This window comes from Olleya sp. KKT75, from assembly GCF_055635485.1.
Map to the genome: position 1 here is coordinate 1,352,969 of NZ_CM145759.1, position 16,880 is coordinate 1,369,848.

The 16,880-nt window shown below is 35.3% G+C and carries 12 protein-coding genes; 7 read left to right on the top strand and 5 right to left on the bottom strand.

Going from position 1 to position 16,880, the window contains the following annotated elements:
* Positions 1 to 8: 8 nt before the first annotated feature.
* The 4 genes from ACZ2G2_RS06025 (at position 9) to argH (ending at position 4,357) form a co-directional block, all read left to right on the top strand.
* Positions 9 to 944, top strand: a complete 936-nt coding sequence (locus ACZ2G2_RS06025) for a Rossmann-fold NAD(P)-binding domain-containing protein (protein ID WP_470394514.1) — start codon at positions 9 to 11, stop codon at positions 942 to 944.
* Between the two features lie 217 nt (positions 945 to 1,161).
* Positions 1,162 to 1,938, top strand: a complete 777-nt coding sequence (argB, locus tag ACZ2G2_RS06030; RefSeq protein WP_470394516.1) for an acetylglutamate kinase — start codon at positions 1,162 to 1,164, stop codon at positions 1,936 to 1,938.
* On the top strand, positions 1,935 to 2,996 hold the full coding sequence (locus ACZ2G2_RS06035; RefSeq protein WP_470394517.1) for a M20 family metallo-hydrolase: 1,062 nt from the start codon (positions 1,935 to 1,937) through the stop codon (positions 2,994 to 2,996). Before argB ends, ACZ2G2_RS06035 begins: the two co-directional genes overlap by 4 nt.
* A gap of 86 nt (positions 2,997 to 3,082) precedes the next feature.
* Positions 3,083 to 4,357, top strand: a complete 1,275-nt coding sequence (gene argH, locus ACZ2G2_RS06040; RefSeq protein WP_470394519.1) for an argininosuccinate lyase — start codon at positions 3,083 to 3,085, stop codon at positions 4,355 to 4,357.
* A gap of 293 nt (positions 4,358 to 4,650) precedes the next feature.
* Here argH and ACZ2G2_RS06045 read toward each other — a convergent pair whose 3' ends face one another.
* Positions 4,651 to 6,117 (bottom strand): glutamate synthase subunit beta, encoded by a 1,467-nt coding sequence (locus ACZ2G2_RS06045; protein ID WP_470394521.1) that lies wholly within the window; start codon positions 6,115 to 6,117, stop codon positions 4,651 to 4,653.
* 3 nt (positions 6,118 to 6,120) lie between these two features.
* Complete coding sequence (gltB, locus tag ACZ2G2_RS06050; RefSeq protein ID WP_470394522.1) at positions 6,121 to 10,617, bottom strand: glutamate synthase large subunit; 4,497 nt, start codon at positions 10,615 to 10,617, stop codon at positions 6,121 to 6,123.
* 445 nt (positions 10,618 to 11,062) lie between these two features.
* Between gltB and ACZ2G2_RS06055 the strand changes: the two genes are divergently transcribed.
* From ACZ2G2_RS06055 to ACZ2G2_RS06065, 3 genes are read left to right on the top strand one after another with little or no spacing between them, the layout of a single operon-like run.
* On the top strand, positions 11,063 to 12,049 hold the full coding sequence (locus tag ACZ2G2_RS06055; RefSeq protein WP_470394524.1) for an outer membrane beta-barrel protein: 987 nt from the start codon (positions 11,063 to 11,065) through the stop codon (positions 12,047 to 12,049).
* 12 nt (positions 12,050 to 12,061) lie between these two features.
* On the top strand, positions 12,062 to 12,400 hold the full coding sequence (locus ACZ2G2_RS06060; RefSeq protein WP_090836999.1) for a P-II family nitrogen regulator: 339 nt from the start codon (positions 12,062 to 12,064) through the stop codon (positions 12,398 to 12,400).
* Positions 12,401 to 12,406: 6 nt separating this feature from the next.
* Positions 12,407 to 13,639: an ammonium transporter gene (locus tag ACZ2G2_RS06065; RefSeq protein WP_090836997.1), complete on the top strand. Its 1,233-nt coding sequence runs from the start codon at positions 12,407 to 12,409 to the stop codon at positions 13,637 to 13,639.
* 137 nt (positions 13,640 to 13,776) lie between these two features.
* Here the strand turns inward: ACZ2G2_RS06065 and leuB are convergent, their stop codons facing one another.
* Genes leuB through leuC form a run of 3 tightly spaced genes read right to left on the bottom strand, consistent with a single transcriptional unit; the run spans position 13,777 to position 16,880 of the window.
* Positions 13,777 to 14,895: a 3-isopropylmalate dehydrogenase gene (gene leuB, locus ACZ2G2_RS06070; RefSeq protein WP_470394526.1), complete on the bottom strand. Its 1,119-nt coding sequence runs from the start codon at positions 14,893 to 14,895 to the stop codon at positions 13,777 to 13,779.
* Positions 14,896 to 14,905: 10 nt separating this feature from the next.
* The gene (leuD, locus tag ACZ2G2_RS06075) at positions 14,906 to 15,496 is read right to left on the bottom strand and encodes a 3-isopropylmalate dehydratase small subunit (protein ID WP_470394527.1); all 591 of its coding nucleotides are present in this window, start codon (positions 15,494 to 15,496) and stop codon (positions 14,906 to 14,908) included.
* A 1-nt stretch (position 15,497) separates the two neighbouring features.
* On the bottom strand, positions 15,498 to 16,880 hold the full coding sequence (gene leuC / locus ACZ2G2_RS06080; protein WP_470394528.1) for a 3-isopropylmalate dehydratase large subunit: 1,383 nt from the start codon (positions 16,878 to 16,880) through the stop codon (positions 15,498 to 15,500).

The following is a 16,880-nucleotide window of genomic DNA, read 5'->3' on the forward strand; positions in this document are numbered from 1 at the left end:
ATAAATAGATGAAAAAGTATACAGAAATAAAAGACATATCAAATCTTCAAGAAACTATAAAGGACGCGATTTCACTAAAAAATAATCCTTTTGAATTCGAAGATTTAGGAAGCCATAAAACATTAGTCATGCTGTTTTTTAATTCCAGTTTACGAACGCGATTAAGTACCGAAAAAGCAGCAAAGAACCTAGGAATGGATGTGATGATTTTAAACGTAAATGACGCTTGGAACCTAGAATTTGAAGATGGAACAATCATGAATGCAAACACGTCAGAGCACATTAAAGAGGCTGCGCAAGTGATTTCGCAATATGGAGATGTGATTGCGGTTAGAGCATTCCCAAGTTTAACAGATAAGAAAAAAGATGAAAGTGAGTTTGTAATGAATAGTTTCATAAAATACGCTACAGTACCAATTGTAAATATGGAAAGTGCTACAGCGCATCCTTTACAGGCATTGGCAGATGCTATTACTATAACTGAATTATCTGTAAAAGCAAAACCAAAAGTAGTCTTGTCTTGGGCGCCACATCCAAAAGCATTGCCACAAGCGGTTGCAAATTCGTTTGTAGAAATGATGCAAAATATGGATGTCGATTTAACTATTACACATCCAGAAGGTTATGAGTTAAGCGAAGCAATTACGAAAAACACACCAATAAATCACAATCAAGAAGAGGCTTTGAAAGATGCCGATTTTGTGTATGTGAAAAACTGGAGTAATTATAAAGACTATGGAAAAGTGCTTAGTCAGGACGAGAATTGGATGATGACAAAAGTGAAGTTAGGTAATGCAAAATTTATGCATTGCTTACCTGTAAGACGTAATGTGGTTGTGGAAGATGCGGTTTTGGATGGCGAGCAATCAGTGGTTATTCAACAAGCAAATAATAGGACTTTTGCTGCGCAAATTGTTTTGAAGCAGATTTTGGAAGAATTATAAACGTCATTGCGAATGAGGAACGATTGAAGCAATCTTTTAATTGAAACAGATTACATAGTCAAACAGACTTCATTACAGCATCACACAACAAGTAAATAATGAGACCTTGAAACAAGTTCAGCTTGACGACTGAAGATTTAAAGTAAGTAACAAGTTGATGTTAACCCGTCACGTCATACTGAATTCATTTCAGTATCACATCAAAAGAAGAATAAGCATGAAAACACTAAAAATCATAAAAATTGGAGGAAATATCATCGATGATGATAACGCCTTACAGCAATTCCTAAAAGCATTTGCGACTATAGATGCTCCTAAAATCCTAGTGCATGGTGGTGGAAAATTAGCAACCAAATTAGCACAACAAATGCAAGTGGGGGTTAAAATGATTGACGGAAGACGAGTAACCGATCAAGTGACTTTAGATATTATTACAATGGTGTATGCTGGAAAAATCAATAAAACTATAGTCGCACAATTACAAGCCCAAAATTGTAATGCTATTGGTTTTTCTGGAGCGGATGGCAACACGATAGTTTCAGATTTAAGACCATCAAAACCTATTGATTATGGTTTTGCTGGAGACGTCAAAAAGGTAAATACAGAAACGTTAGAAATTCTTTTAAACAATGCGATTACACCTGTTTTTTGCGCGATTACACATGACAAAAATGGACAATTATTAAACACAAATGCAGATACGATTGCTTCGGAATTAGCAATAGGTTTTGCAGCAAAATATAAAACTGAATTATATTATTGCTTCGAAAAAAACGGAGTTTTAGAAAATGTAAATAATGACGATTCTGTTATCGAAAACATAAACACCAAAAACTACCAACCGTTGATTGAAAATGGTATTATTTATGAAGGCATGCTGCCAAAATTAAACAACTGTTTTCATGCTGTAAATAATCAAGTACAAAAAGTTTGTATTGGTAAATCAGAAATGCTTTTCGATAAAAATAATAAACACACAACCATTTCAAAATGATAGAAAAACTAACAACAAGAGCAATTGCTTTATTAAAACAATTGATAGAAACGCAGTCGTTTTCTTCAGAAGAAGGACCAACAGCAGCACATATTGAGCAATGGTTTGTGCAGCAGGATATTCCTTTTAAAAGAACCAATCATAATGTTTGGGCAACTAATAAATATTTTGACGAGAGCAAACCAACGCTGTTGTTAAACTCGCATCATGATACTGTAAAGCCAAATAATGGTTATACAAAAGATCCTTTTAAAGCCATTGTTGAAGATGGTAGATTATATGGTTTAGGAAGTAATGATGCTGGAGGATGTTTGGTGAGTTTGTTAGCAACGTTTGCCTATTTCTATAGCAGAGAAAATCTAAATTTTAATCTGGTTATTGTCGCTTCCGCTGAAGAAGAGAGCAGTGGAGAAAATGGGTTAAATAGTATGTTGTCCGTCATTCCAAAAGTGGATGTCGCTATTGTTGGAGAGCCAACTTTAATGAATTTAGCTGTTGCTGAAAAAGGCTTAGTTGTGTTTGATGCAATCGTAAAAGGAACGCCTAGTCATGCTGCGCATCCAAATCACGATAATGCGATTTATAAAACAATTCCAGTATTAGAATGGTTTAAAAACTACACGTTCGATAAGACTTCGGAAGCTTTGGGAGAGGTAAAGTTGACTGTTACACAAATTAATGCAGGAAAGCAGCATAATGCTGTGCCAGCAGATGTGAAATTAGTGGTTGATGTCCGTGTAAACGATAGATATTCTAACCAAGACATTGTCGATATTTTACAAAAGGAAGCGCCTTGTGATAGTATTATTCCGCGTAGCATAAAATTAAATTCGTCGTCCATTCCTATCGATCATCCATTGGTAATTGCGGGAATGGAAATAGGTAGAAGCACTTATGGTTCGCCAACATTATCTGATCAAGCGGTGTTGAGTTGTCCATCGTTAAAACTAGGACCAGGGGATAGCACACGATCGCATTCCGCTGACGAGTTTGTTTACGTGAATGAGATTGAAGAAGGGATTAAAATATATATTGAATTATTAGAAAAAGTATTGTAGCAAACGTCATAACGAGGAAGAATGACGAAGTTATCTCATCATGAGATTGTTTCATTTCATTCGCAATGACAATAAAAAATCAAATTATGAAACTCTGGGATAAAGGAATAAGTATCGATAAAAAAATAGAACAATTTACCGTTGGAAACGATAGAGAAATTGATATGCATATTGCAAAGTACGATGTGCAAGCATCTTTAGCGCATGCAATAATGTTGGAGTCTATTGGCATTATTTCTTCGGAAGAGCTGAAACAGCTTAAAAATGGTTTGCACGCTATTGCGGAAACTATAAAAAACGGAACCTTCGTTATTGAAGAATCCTTTGAAGATGTGCATTCTAAAATTGAATATGAGCTGACTAAAACTTTAGGTGATGTTGGAAAGAAAATCCATACCGCACGCTCTAGAAACGATCAAGTTTTAGTTGCATTACAATTGTACTACAAAGAGAATTTAAAAGAAATTAATACGAAGACAAAAACGTTTTTTGATACCCTTTTAGGTTTGGCGGAAACGCATAAAGACGCTTTGCTTCCTGGTTATACGCATTTACAAGTAGCTATGCCATCTTCCTTTGGATTATGGTTTTCTGCTTATGCTGAGGTTTTAATTGATGATGTTTACTTGTTAAATGCAGCCTTGAAAACCGTAGATCAAAATCCGTTAGGTTCTGCAGCAGGTTACGGAAGCTCGTTTCCTATTGATCGAGAATTAACGACTAAAGAATTAAACTTTGCTACTTTAAAATACAACGTTGTTGCTGCGCAAATGAGTAGAGGGAAAAGCGAACGTACCATCGCTTTAGCTTTAGGTAGTGTATGTAATACTTTGGCGCGTTTTGCAATGGATATTTGCGTGTATAATAGTCAGAATTTTGGCTTTATTGCCTTTCCTGACGAGCTAACGACAGGAAGTAGTATTATGCCACACAAAAAGAATCCTGATGTGTTTGAATTAATTAGAGGGAAAGCCAATAAGATTCAAGCATTGCATACCGAAATGGTTTTAATTACTAATAATTTACCAAGTGGTTACCATAGGGATTTTCAGTTATTAAAGGAAAATATAATTGCAGCAATTGAAGATGTAAAAGACTTATTAGATATTTTTAATTACGCCATTCAGCAAGTTATTGTAAAAGATATTGATTTGAATGATGCTAAATATCAATACTTATTTACGGTAGATAATATTAATACATTGGTTGTGGGAGGTATGCCTTTTAGAGAAGCTTATCAAAAAATTGGAGGCGAAGTGGAAAGTGGAACTTATGTACCAGATACCTCTAAAAAACACACTCATATTGGTAGTATTGGTAATTTGTGTTTGGATGGGATTAGAGGGAAGTATCCTGCGTAACGTTTTAGGCTTATTACTGTCAATTTGAGCGTAGTCGAAAATCTTATGATTTAGGCTTTAATAGCATTTCGACTGCGCTCAATGTGACATTAGTTTTTGTGCTGATTCTTGAAATTGAAAAAATCCTACTTCTGTAGGATTTAATTTAAGTTTATTCCCCTTTGTGAATAGTCGTTCAAAACAAGAAAGTATTTTAGTTATATCACTGTCATATTGAGCGCAGTCGAAAACCTTAAGGTTTAATTTTAGATAGCATTTCGACTGTGCTCAATATGACAAAGAGTTGTGATTATTTAAACCCGAGGCAAATCGCTGTCATCCTTTAAAGGTAAACAAGATTCTCCCATTAAATAGGTATCAATATGATGTGCTGCTTGTCTACCTTCCGAAATAGCCCAAACAATCAACGATTGTCCACGACGCATATCTCCAGCTGCAAAAACACCAGGGATATTTGTTTTGTAATCTTTTATTGTTGCTTCAATATTACTTCTAAAATCCATTTTTAAGCCAAATTGGTCTGCTAGTGTTTTTTCAGCGCCTGTAAAACCAAGTGCTAATAATGCGATGTCGCATTTCCAATCTTTTTCAGTATTTGGAACCTCTTTAAGTTGAGGTCTTTCACCTGGTGTAAAAATCCATTCTACTTCAACGGTTTTTAAGCCTTTTAGATTTCCTTTTTTATCGCCAATAAATTCTTTGGTAGAAATGCTGAAAAAACGCTCGACACCTTCTTGGTGCGATGAGGTTGTTTTTAACTTCATAGGCCAATAAGGCCAAGGTTGATTTGCAGGGCGACCTTCAGAAGGTTTGCTTAAAATTTCAAAATTAGTCACAGAGGTTGCGCCATGACGATTAGACGTTCCAATACAATCACTTCCTGTATCTCCACCACCAATTACGATAATGTCTTTTCCTTTAGCAGAAATAACGTCTTTAAAATCGACTAAACCATCCACGTATTGGTTGTTTAGTTTTAAGAAATCCATCGCTTGCGTTACCCCTTTTAAATCCGCTCCAGGTATAGGAATGCTTCTTCTTACGGTTGCGCCACCACATAAAACAACAGCATCAAAGTCGTCTTTAAGCTGGTTGGCGTCTATGTTTTTGCCAACATGTGCATTGGTTTTAAAAATAATACCTTCTTCTTCTAAAACAGCAACACGTCTGTCAATCACGTTTTTTTCCATTTTAAAATCTGGAATGCCATAACGTAATAAACCACCCACTTTTTCGTCACGTTCAAAAACAGTAACGGTATGTCCTGCGCGATTTAATTGTTGTGCGGCAGCTAATCCAGCAGGTCCAGAACCAATAACAGCAACTGTTTTTTCGGTTCTTACTTTTGGTGGTTGTGCTACAATCCAACCTTCTTGAAAGGCGGTTTCTACTATGTTTTTTTCAATATTTTCTATGGTTACTGGGTCTTCGTTAATACCAAGTACACAAGCTTCTTCGCAAGGTGCTGGACATAAGCGTCCTGTAAACTCTGGGAAGTTGTTAGTTTTGTGTAAAATTTCAGCAGCTTCTTTCCATTTTCCTTTATAAACTTTATCATTAAAATCTGGAATTAAATTCCCAAGCGGACAACCACTATGGCAAAACGGAATTCCGCAATCCATACAACGAGCACCTTGATTTTCTAGGTGATCTTCTGGTAGCGGAACCGTAAATTCTTTGTAATTCTCTATGCGTTTTTCTGGCGTTATATAACTTTCGTTCTCACGCTTAAACTCTAAAAATCCTGTTATCTTTCCCATAATTTACGCTAATTCTAGTTGTTCTTGTTCTAATCTCACTAAGGCTTGTCTGTACTCTTCTGGTAACACTTTTTTAAACTTAGGAAGGTAGTTGTTCCAGTCTTTTAAAATACGTGCTGCTAATGGGCTTCCTGTTGCTTCAAAATGATTTTCGATTAATTGTTTTAGCTGAAGACTATCTGCTTCGTTTTCAATTGGATCGATATTTAGATCTTCCGAATTGCAATTCTGTTTAAACGTTCCTTTGTCGTCTAAAACATAAGCAACTCCTCCGCTCATTCCTGCTCCAAAGTTTCGACCTACAGTACCAAGAATAACAGCAACTCCACCAGTCATATACTCACAACCATGATCTCCAATACCTTCGACTACTGCTTGTGCTCCTGAATTTCTAACACAAAAACGCTCTCCAGCTTTACCATTTATATAAACTTCTCCAGAGGTCGCGCCATACAGTGTTACGTTTCCTGTAATGATATTGTCTTCCGGAATAATGGTGCATTTTTCTGGCACTTTAATAATTAATTTAGCTCCGGATAACCCTTTACCTAAATAATCATTTGTGTTTCCGTGCACGGTAAATTTTAAACCTTTGGTTGCAAAGGCTCCAAAACTTTGTCCTGCAGAACCTGTAAAATCAATATCTATAGTGTCTTCAGGTAGACCATCTGCTCCGTAAATTTTCGAAATTTCGTTACTTATAACTGCTCCAACTGCTCTATCTATATTTGTGATAGGCATAGCTAAGTTTGTTTTTTGTCTTCTAAATAAAGCTTGATGTGCTTGTTTTATGATTTTAAAATCTAAGTGCACATTCAAGTTATGGTCTTGACAATATGTGTTGTATAGTTGTACATCTTCCGCGACTTCTACTTTGTGTAAGATTGGTGTTAAGTCAATTCCTGAAGATTTATAATGGTCTATGGCTTTGTTTCTATTTAGTTTTTGAGATTGTCCAACCATTTCATTAATAGTTCTAAATCCTAATTTAGCCATAATCTCACGTAATTCTTGTGCTACAAAATACATGTAGTTAACAACGTGTTCTGGTTTTCCTTTAAACTTTTTACGTAAGTCTGGGTTTTGAGTTGCAATTCCGACTGGGCAGGTGTTTAAATGACACACACGCATCATGATACATCCCGAAGCTACTAAAGGTGCTGTTGCAAAACCGAATTCTTCTGCGCCAAGTAAGCAAGCAATAGCAACATCGCGACCTGTTTTTAATTGTCCGTCACATTCTAAAACTACACGATTTCTAAGGTCATTCATCACTAAGGTTTGCTGTGCTTCTGCAACACCAAGTTCCCAAGGTAAACCAGTATGTTTTTGTGAAGTTAAAGGCGTTGCTCCTGTTCCTCCATCAAAACCAGCAATTAAAATAACGTCTGCTTTTGCTTTAGCAACTCCTGCTGCTACTGTACCAACACCAATTTCTGATACTAGTTTTACATTAATTCTAGCTTCTCTATTTGCTGATTTTACATCGTAAATTAATTGCGATAAATCTTCAATAGAATAAATATCGTGATGAGGTGGTGGTGAGATTAAACCAACATATGGTGTCGAGTTTCTTGTTTTTGCAATTTCTGGATTCACTTTTGGTCCAGGTAATTGTCCACCTTCACCAGGTTTTGCACCTTGTGCTATTTTTATTTGAATTTCGCTTGCGCTTGTTAAGTAGTTGGAAGTGACTCCAAAACGTCCTGAAGCGACTTGTTTGATTGCTGAGTTTCTCCAGTCTCCTTGTGAGCTTTTGTAGAAACGTTCTTGATCTTCTCCACCTTCACCAGAATTAGATTTCCCTCCAATTCTGTTCATAGCAACCGCCAGGTTTTCATGTGCTTCTTTACTAATAGAACCATAAGACATGGCTCCGGTTTTAAAACGTTTTACAATTTCTGTCCAAGGTTCTACTTCCTCTAAAGGAATTGGGTCAAATTGATCAAACTCAAACAAACCTCTAATAGTCATTAAGCTTTTAGATTGATCGTTTACTAAATCTGAAAACTCCTTAAAGGTAGATGCTTTATTGGTTCTTACCGATTCTTGAAGTTTGGCAACTGTTAGTGGATTAAACATGTGTTTTTCTTGTCCACGTCTCCATCTGTAATCTCCACCAACTTCAATTTGTGGTTCTGTATTTTTATGAAAAGCCCTTTTGTGACGTTTAACAATTTCTTGTTCAATTTCTCTTAGGCCAATACCTTGAATACGTGTTGGTGTATTTGGGAAGTATTTTTCGACTGTCGAGGTTTTAATTCCGATACATTCAAATAATTGAGAGCCACGGTACGAGTTTAAGGTTGAAATCCCAATTTTATTCATCACCTTTAAAATCCCTTTTCCAACTGCTTTATTGTAGTTTTTAATGGCAGCTAAATATTCTAAATCTGTAAGATCTGCATTGTTGATTTGTTGTTGAACAATTTCATTTACAATGTATGGGTTTACAGCACTTGCGCCATAACCAAATAATAAAGCAAAATGGTGTACCTCACGAGGTTCTGCAGACTCAATAATTAAACTGATTCTAGAACGCTTTTTTAATTTGTGTAAGGCGTGATTGACGTAAGAACAGGCTAAAAGCGCAGGAATTGGTGCGTGGTTTTCGTCTACAAATCGATCTGATAGAATAATGATGTTTGCACCTTCGTCAATAGCTTTAGAAGCTTTAGTGACTAAGTTTTCAAGTGCGACTTCCAGTTCATTTAATCCACGATTTACTTCGTATAACATCGAAATAGATTCGACTTTAAAATCAGGATTAGTATCATAATCTCTAATCTTATCTAAATCGTGTTTAGAAATAACCGGATTCTGAATTTTTAATTTTTTACAATGTTCGGCATTGATATCAAATATATTGACGTCACTACCAAGCGTTAAGCTTATATCTGTAATTAACTCTTCTCTAATTCCGTCTAAAGGCGGATTGGTAACTTGAGCAAATAACTGTTTGAAGTAGTTATAAATTAATTGTGGTCTTTCTGATAAAATAGCAATTGGCGTATCGCTTCCCATGGATCCAATAGGTTCTTTCCCTAATTGTGCCATCGGACGAATAATAGTATTTAAATCTTCTTCTGTATAGCCAAAAACAACTTCACGTTTTTTAAGATCAATTTCATCATATTTAATATGGCCTTCTTTAGCTTCAATATCGCGAAGATGTATCAAATTTTCGTTTAACCATTGTCTGTAAGGATGTTTGGCTGCTATTTCTTCTTTGATTTCTTCATCATTAACAATACGACCTTCGCTCATGTTTACTAAAAACATTTTTCCTGGTTCTAAACGACCATGGAATTCTATGTTTTCAGGAGCAATGTCTACAACGCCAGTTTCGGAAGACATAATAACGTTTCCTTGTTTTGTTACGGTATATCTTGAAGGACGTAATCCATTTCTATCTAAAACAGCACCTATAAAATTACCGTCTGTAAATGGGATTGAAGCCGGTCCGTCCCAAGGTTCCATTAAGCAAGAGTTGTATTCGTAAAACGCTTTTTTAGAATCCGACATGTGTGGGTTTTTCTCCCAAGCTTCGGGTACTAACATCATCATTGCTTCTGGAAGCGAACGTCCCGTCATTAATAGTAATTCAACGACCATGTCTAGGGTTGCAGAATCTGATTTTCCTCTTAAAATAGTAGGGATTATCTTTTTAATATCATCTCCAAATAATGGGCTTTCCATGATTTCTTCACGAGAAAACATGCGTGATACATTACCTCTAACCGTGTTTATTTCACCGTTATGACAGATATATCTAAAAGGCTGTGCTAAATCCCAAGTTGGAAATGTGTTTGTAGAAAAACGTTGGTGTACTAATGCTAATCTTGTGTCTAAAGCCGAGTTAAATAGGTCTAAGTAATATTCGTTAATATGTTCCGGCATTAATAAGCCTTTAAATATTATGATTTTAGTAGATAGACTTGGTAGGTAGAAGAATTGTGATTCTGATAATTTAGAGTCATATATAGTGTGTTCTGCAATTTTTCGTGCAGCATATAATTTTATGTTGAATTCTCTTTCGGTTTGGGTATCGCTAGCCTTTCCGATAAAAATTTGCTTTACAAAAGGTTCTGTTACTTTTGCAATTTCACCTAAAACAGTACTATTAACTGGTACGTCTCTCCAGCCAATTAATTTAAGGCCTTGATTTTGGATTTCTTTTTCAAAAACATCAATACAATATTGACGTTGGTTTTCTTTTTTAGGAAGAAATACATTACTAACTGCGTATTCTCCAGCTTCAGGTAAATCAAACTCACAAAAAATCTTAAAGAATTTATGCGGAATATCAATTAATATACCTGCGCCGTCTCCTGTTACTCCGTCTGAACTTACAGCACCACGGTGTTCTAATTTTACTAAAATTTCAAGTGCTTTATGGATGATGTCGTTAGATCGTTTTCCCGTTAAGCTACATATAAATCCTGCACCACAATTATCGTGTTCAAATTCTGGTAAATAAAGTCCTTGTTTTTTTAGCATAATAAGTCAATTTTAAAGGCTTTTTGGGCCTTATTACAACTGTAAGATACATGCTAGTAATTGAATTTAAAAAAAGTATAAACACTTTTCCGAAATTCTGATTTAGACTATTATATAATACACTATAAACAATATTATACTGATTAAACTAACAAATCATCAAAGCAAAAAACACATTAAATAGGATTGTTTATTGCGAAAACGATTGCGTAAAATATAAAAAACTGAATAATATCTAAATAAAACATGATTTTTATAAGAATTGTTCATTATCGACGATATGAGATTAGTAAAAAAAGCATAGGTATTTTGTGATACCCTATAAAAAATAGGGTATAAAATAAAATTATAATAAAAATGAGTCTAGAACCCTGCCTTTTTTAGGGGTTAAATAGATTTTAACATAGATTTGGGATATTAACCAACCATTTTAACACCAATTTTTATGAAACAATTACTGACCCTATCGCTTCTTTTGGTTGCAACAACTTTGTTTGCTCAAGAGGATGCTAATACACCAGAAAAAAAGTTTGCTTTTGAAGGTAGTGTGGATGCATACTACAGAACCAATTTAACAGCGCCAAATGATGAAAATCAAATTGCACCTGCAACATCTTTTGCCGATACGGGTGGATTTTCTTTAGGAATGGGAAATATTATTGCATCCTACGAAAAAGGACGTGTTGGAGCTGTTGCGGATTTAGTCTTTGGTCCAAGAGGTGAAGATGCAAGTGCAACAGTATTAAATCAGTTGTTTGCTTTTTATAACATTAGCGAAAACACCAAATTAACCTTAGGTAAGTTTAATACGTTTTTAGGTTACGAAGTTATTGCGCCAGCAGGAAACTTTAATTATAGTACTTCTTATTTGTTTTCTAATGGACCATTCTCTCATACGGGTTTGAAAGCAGACTTTACTTTGTCAGAAGATTTTAGCCTAATGTTAGGAGTGTTTAATCAAACGGATGTTACGGAGTTTAATCCAGACGGAAGTTATGCAGTAGGTGCGCAACTAGGATATGATGGTCAGTATTTAAACTTATTATATGATGCTGCCGGTTTAGGTTTTGAAGTAGATTATACTGGAGGTTTTGATGCCTCAGAAGCCTTTTTTGTTGGGATCAATGCAGCGTATGCGGATAATGATGGTGAAGGATTTTATGGTGTGGATTTGTATCCTCAATATGGTATTAGTGACACCTTTACTATAGGATTAAGAGGGGAGTATTTTCAAACACAAAGCGAGTCTGTAGATGATGATCCAAGTGTTATTGGATTAACGCTTACTGGAAGTTTGGTTATTGACGAAGATTTAATTATTAAACCAGAATTTAGACTTGATAGTAGTTCTGAAGACGATTTTATTGATACAGATTTAATGGCAACAAAAAGCTTAGGCTCTTTTGTTTTGGCAGCGATATATAAATTCTAATAAAAACTAATTATGAAAAAAGTAGAAGCAATAATCAGAAAATCTAAATTTTCTGCAGTTAAAAATGCATTGCATGAAGTTGGCGTAAATTTTTTCTCTTATTGGGATGTTACAGGTTTAGGTAACGAAAAAGAGGGGCACGTTTATAGAGGGGTTTCTTATAGTACAAGTGATATACAAAGACGCTATTTATCAATAGTTGTTAATGATGATTTTGAAGAAGTAACCATAAAAGCCATTTTAGAATCAGGTTCTACTGGAGAGGTTGGTGATGGTAAAATATTTGTCTCACAAATTGATGAGGTCTATAGAATAAGAACAGGAGCAAAAGGCGGAAACACTTTAAAATAAAAAACAATGGAATTACTTACAATAAACAATGTATGGATGATGATCTGTACAGCCTTAGTTTTCTTTATGCATTTAGGATTTGCATTTTTAGAGATTGGGTTAACACGACAAAAAAACACATTAAACATTTTATTTAAAAACATATTTATTATTACGGTAGGTCTATTGCTTTACTGTTTAGTAGGATTTAATTTAATGTACCCTGGTGAATTTAATGGGTTTATAGGATTTGCTGGTTTTGGATTAGATGCGCCAGTAACAGCAGAAGGTGCTTTAGATTTAGCATATAATGAAGGTTATACGTATTGGACAGATTTCTTATTCCAAGGGATGTTTGCAGCAACAGCAGCAACTATTGTGTCTGGAGCAGTAGCAGAACGTATGAAGATTGGACCTTTTATGATTTTTACAATAATATATGTTGGATTAATATACCCAATTGCTGGTTCATGGAAATGGGGTGGTGGATTTTTACAAACACTAGAAACTCCTTTTTATGACTTTGCAGGATCTACATTAGTGCATTCTGTTGGTGGATGGGCTGCATTAGTTGCGGTGTGTTTGTTAGGGTCTAGAATTGGTAAATTTAAGAATGGAAAAATACAAGCTATTCCAGGACATAACATTCCTTTAGCTACAGCTGGTGTGTTAATACTTTGGTTAGGTTGGTTTGGATTTAATGGAGGATCTGTATTGTCTGCAGACCCGTCTTTAACATCATTAACCTTAGTAACAACTTGTTTGGCAGCTGCCAGTGGAGGTGTTGTTGCAGCTTTTGTGTCTTTACTTAAGTTTAAAAACTTGGATTTAACGATGTTTTTAAACGGAATTCTTGGAGGATTAGTTGGGATTACTGCGGGAGCAGATCAGATGAGTCCTACTGATGCTATAATTATTGGAGCAGTGGCAGGTGCAATTATTGTGTTTGCAGTGTCTTTAATTGATAGGTTAAAGTTAGATGATCCTGTTGGAGCTATCGCGGTACATTTAGTATGCGGTATCTGGGGGACTTTAGCTGTTGGTCTTTTTGGGGAATTAGCTAGTGGTGCACAGTTTGTAAGTCAGCTTATAGGTGTGGTTTCTTATGCTGTTTTGTGTATAGTATCGTCGTTTTTAATTATTTATACATTAAAGAAAACAGTTGGAATTAGAGTTTCTGAAAAAGAGGAATTGGAAGGACTTGATGCTCATGAGCATGGTATGGATGCGTATCCAGACTTTAGATTAAATGAACATTAAGCTTTAGTTAATTTGTTGAAAAAACCTGAAGACATTTTGTTTTCAGGTTTTTTTTATGCCTAATTTTAGATAATATAAAGCAAAAAAAAGCTCAGCAATTTAATTGCTGAGCATGTTTTAGACTAACAAAAACAGTGTTAAATAATCGTAGATTGTCCTAGGTGAATATTATTGAAATTAATATTCGTGTCATTTGGGTTACTTATAAAATCGGCAATAAAATCTCCAACCTTAGAGGTGGAGACATTAGTGTAGGATGCGTTTAAATCTGGCGTTGTAATTTCTAGTTTTAAAGATTTTTCAACACCTTCTTTAATTAGATTGGCTTCTTCGTGAAGGTTAAAATGCTCTAAAAGCATTGCTGCGCTTAATATAGATGCAATTGGGTTTGCAATCCCTTTTCCTGTTGCTTGCGGGTATGATCCATGTATAGGTTCAAACATTGCATATTTGTCACCAATGGAGGCTGATGCTAGTAATCCAATAGAGCCGCCAATTACACTGGCTTCGTCACTTATAACGTCTCCAAATAAGTTTTCGGTTAAAATAACATCAAACTGTTTTGGGTTTAAAATCATTTGCATGGCAGCATTATCAACAAATAAAAAATCTAAGGTTACATCTGGGTAGTCCTTTGCTAAATCGGTAACGACTTTGCGCCATAATCTAGATGTTTCTAAAACATTAGCTTTATCTACTAGTGTTACCTTTTTCTTTCTGCTTTGCGCGTTTTTAAATGCTAAATGTGCGATACGTTCTATTTCGTATTTAGAATATTCGCATAAATCAGACGCTGTATTTCCGTCTTCACTTAAATATTTTTTACCAAAGTAAATTCCGCCTGTCAATTCTCTGTAAATACTAATATCTGTTCCCTCTATAATGTGTTGTTTTAGAGGTGATTTATCTAAAAGCATATCATACGCTTTTACAGGTCTTATGTTTGCGTACAAACCAAGTTCTTTTCTAAGTTTTAGTAAGCCTTGTTCTGGTCTAACTTTTGCTGTTGGGTCATTATCGTATTTAGGGGCTCCAATAGCTCCAAATAAAATGGCGTCACTAGATTTGCACAAATCTAAGGTATTGTCAGGTAATGGATTGTTGTGTTGATCAATTGCTACTGCGCCAACAGGAGCTTCTTTAAATAAAAAGGTGTGATCAAATTCTAAAGCAATAGCTTTTAAAACTTTGATTGCTTGATTAGTCACTTCTGGACCTATACCGTCACCAGGTAAAACTGCTATGTTTAATTTCATAGTATAATTATTAGTATGTTTTTTTGGCTTCAAAAGCCGAAATAGTTTCTTTTTTACTTAATAGGTAGTCAATATCATCATAACCATTAATCATACAGGTTTTTTTGTAAGCATCAATGTCAAAAGCTTCCTTAAAAGAAGTGCCTTTTACGGAGATAATTTGCTCTTTAAGATTAACTTCTAAAATAGTCTCTGGATTTTCTGTGGTAACGTCTAGTAGTACTTTTAAAAATTCTGCTGAAACTTGAACAGGTAATAGCCCGTTATTTAAGGCGTTTCCTTTAAAAATATCCGCAAAAAAACTTGAAACAATAACTTTAAAGCCATAATCGCTTAAAGCCCAAGCTGCGTGTTCGCGACTAGAGCCGCAACCAAAATTATCTCCCGCAACTAAAATGCTTCCTGAGTATTTAGGGTTGTTTAAAGAGAAAGACTCATTTACTGAATCATCTTTATTAAATCTCCAATCTTTAAAAAGGTTGTTTCCAAAGCCTTTTCGGTCTGTTGCTTTTAAAAATCGAGCAGGAATTATCTGATCTGTATCTATGTTTTCTATTGCTAACGGAATAGCTTGAGATTGTAATGTTGTAAACTTTTCCATCTTAATTTAGTTGTTTTGTTATATCCACAATTTTGCCTTCAATAGCTGTTGCAGCTGCAACTAAAGGGCTGGCTAAAATAGTTCTAGAGCCTTGTCCTTGTCTTCCTTCAAAGTTTCGGTTTGATGTTGAAACACAATATTCGCCTTGCGGAATCTTATCGTCGTTCATAGCTAAGCAAGCGGAACAACCCGGTTGTCTTAGCTCAAAGCCAGCTGCGTCAAATACATCTTTAAGACCTTCTTTTATAATTTGAGCTTCTACTTGTTTACTACCAGGAACTAACCAAGCGGTAACATTATCAGCTTTTTGTTTTCCTTTTATGTAGTTTGCAGCAACTCTAAAATCTTCAATTCTAGAGTTGGTACAGCTTCCAATAAAGACATAGTTAATAGGTTTGTTGATTAAAGATTCTCCTTTTTTGAAATCCATGTATTGTAAAGATTTTTCAAAAGAAGCATCGTCTATAGTTGGTATGTTTTCAGTCACTTTAATTCCCATTCCTGGGTTGGTACCATAAGTTACCATAGGTTCTATATCTTCCGCGTCAAAAGCATATTCTTTATCAAAAACAGCATCTGCATCCGTTGGTAGAGTTTTCCAATAGGCTACTTTTTTGTCAAAAGCATCTCCTTTTGGCGCAAATTCTTTATCCTTTACATAGTCAAAAGTGGTTTGGTCTGGGGCAATCATTCCGCCTCGAGCGCCCATTTCAATACTCATATTACAAACGGTCATTCTGCCTTCCATGGACATGTTTTCAAAAACATCTCCCGCATATTCGCAGAAGTAACCTGTGCCTGAGTTTGTGCCTAATTTGGCAATGATGTATAAAATAACATCTTTTGGTAATACGCCATTTTTAAGTTTACCGTTAACAGTCACTCTTAAGCTTTTTGGCTTAGTTAAAAGTAAGCATTGACTAGCAAAAACCTGTGCCACTTGACTGGTTCCAATACCAAAAGCGATGGTTCCAAAAGCACCATGTGTTGAGGTGTGACTATCTCCGCAAACCATTGTCATTCCTGGTTGGGTAATTCCTAATTCTGGAGCCATAACATGGACAATCCCATTGTATTGGTGTCCTAGTTGGTAAAGTGTAATATTGTTTTTTTTGCAGTTTTTAGATAGTTGTTCTAATTGATTTCTAGACAATAAATCTTTAACTGGCAAGTGTTGGTTTTGTGTTGGCGTATTATGATCTGCAGTGGCAACAATTTGTTTTGGTCTAAAAACAGGAATGTTGCGTTCTTCTAGCTCATTAAAAGCTTGTGGACTGGTCACCTCATGTATTAGGTGTTTGTCAATATATAATACTTGTGGTCCGTCTTTAACGGTCTCTACAACGTGAGCATCCCAAACTTTGTCAAATAATGTTAGTCCCAT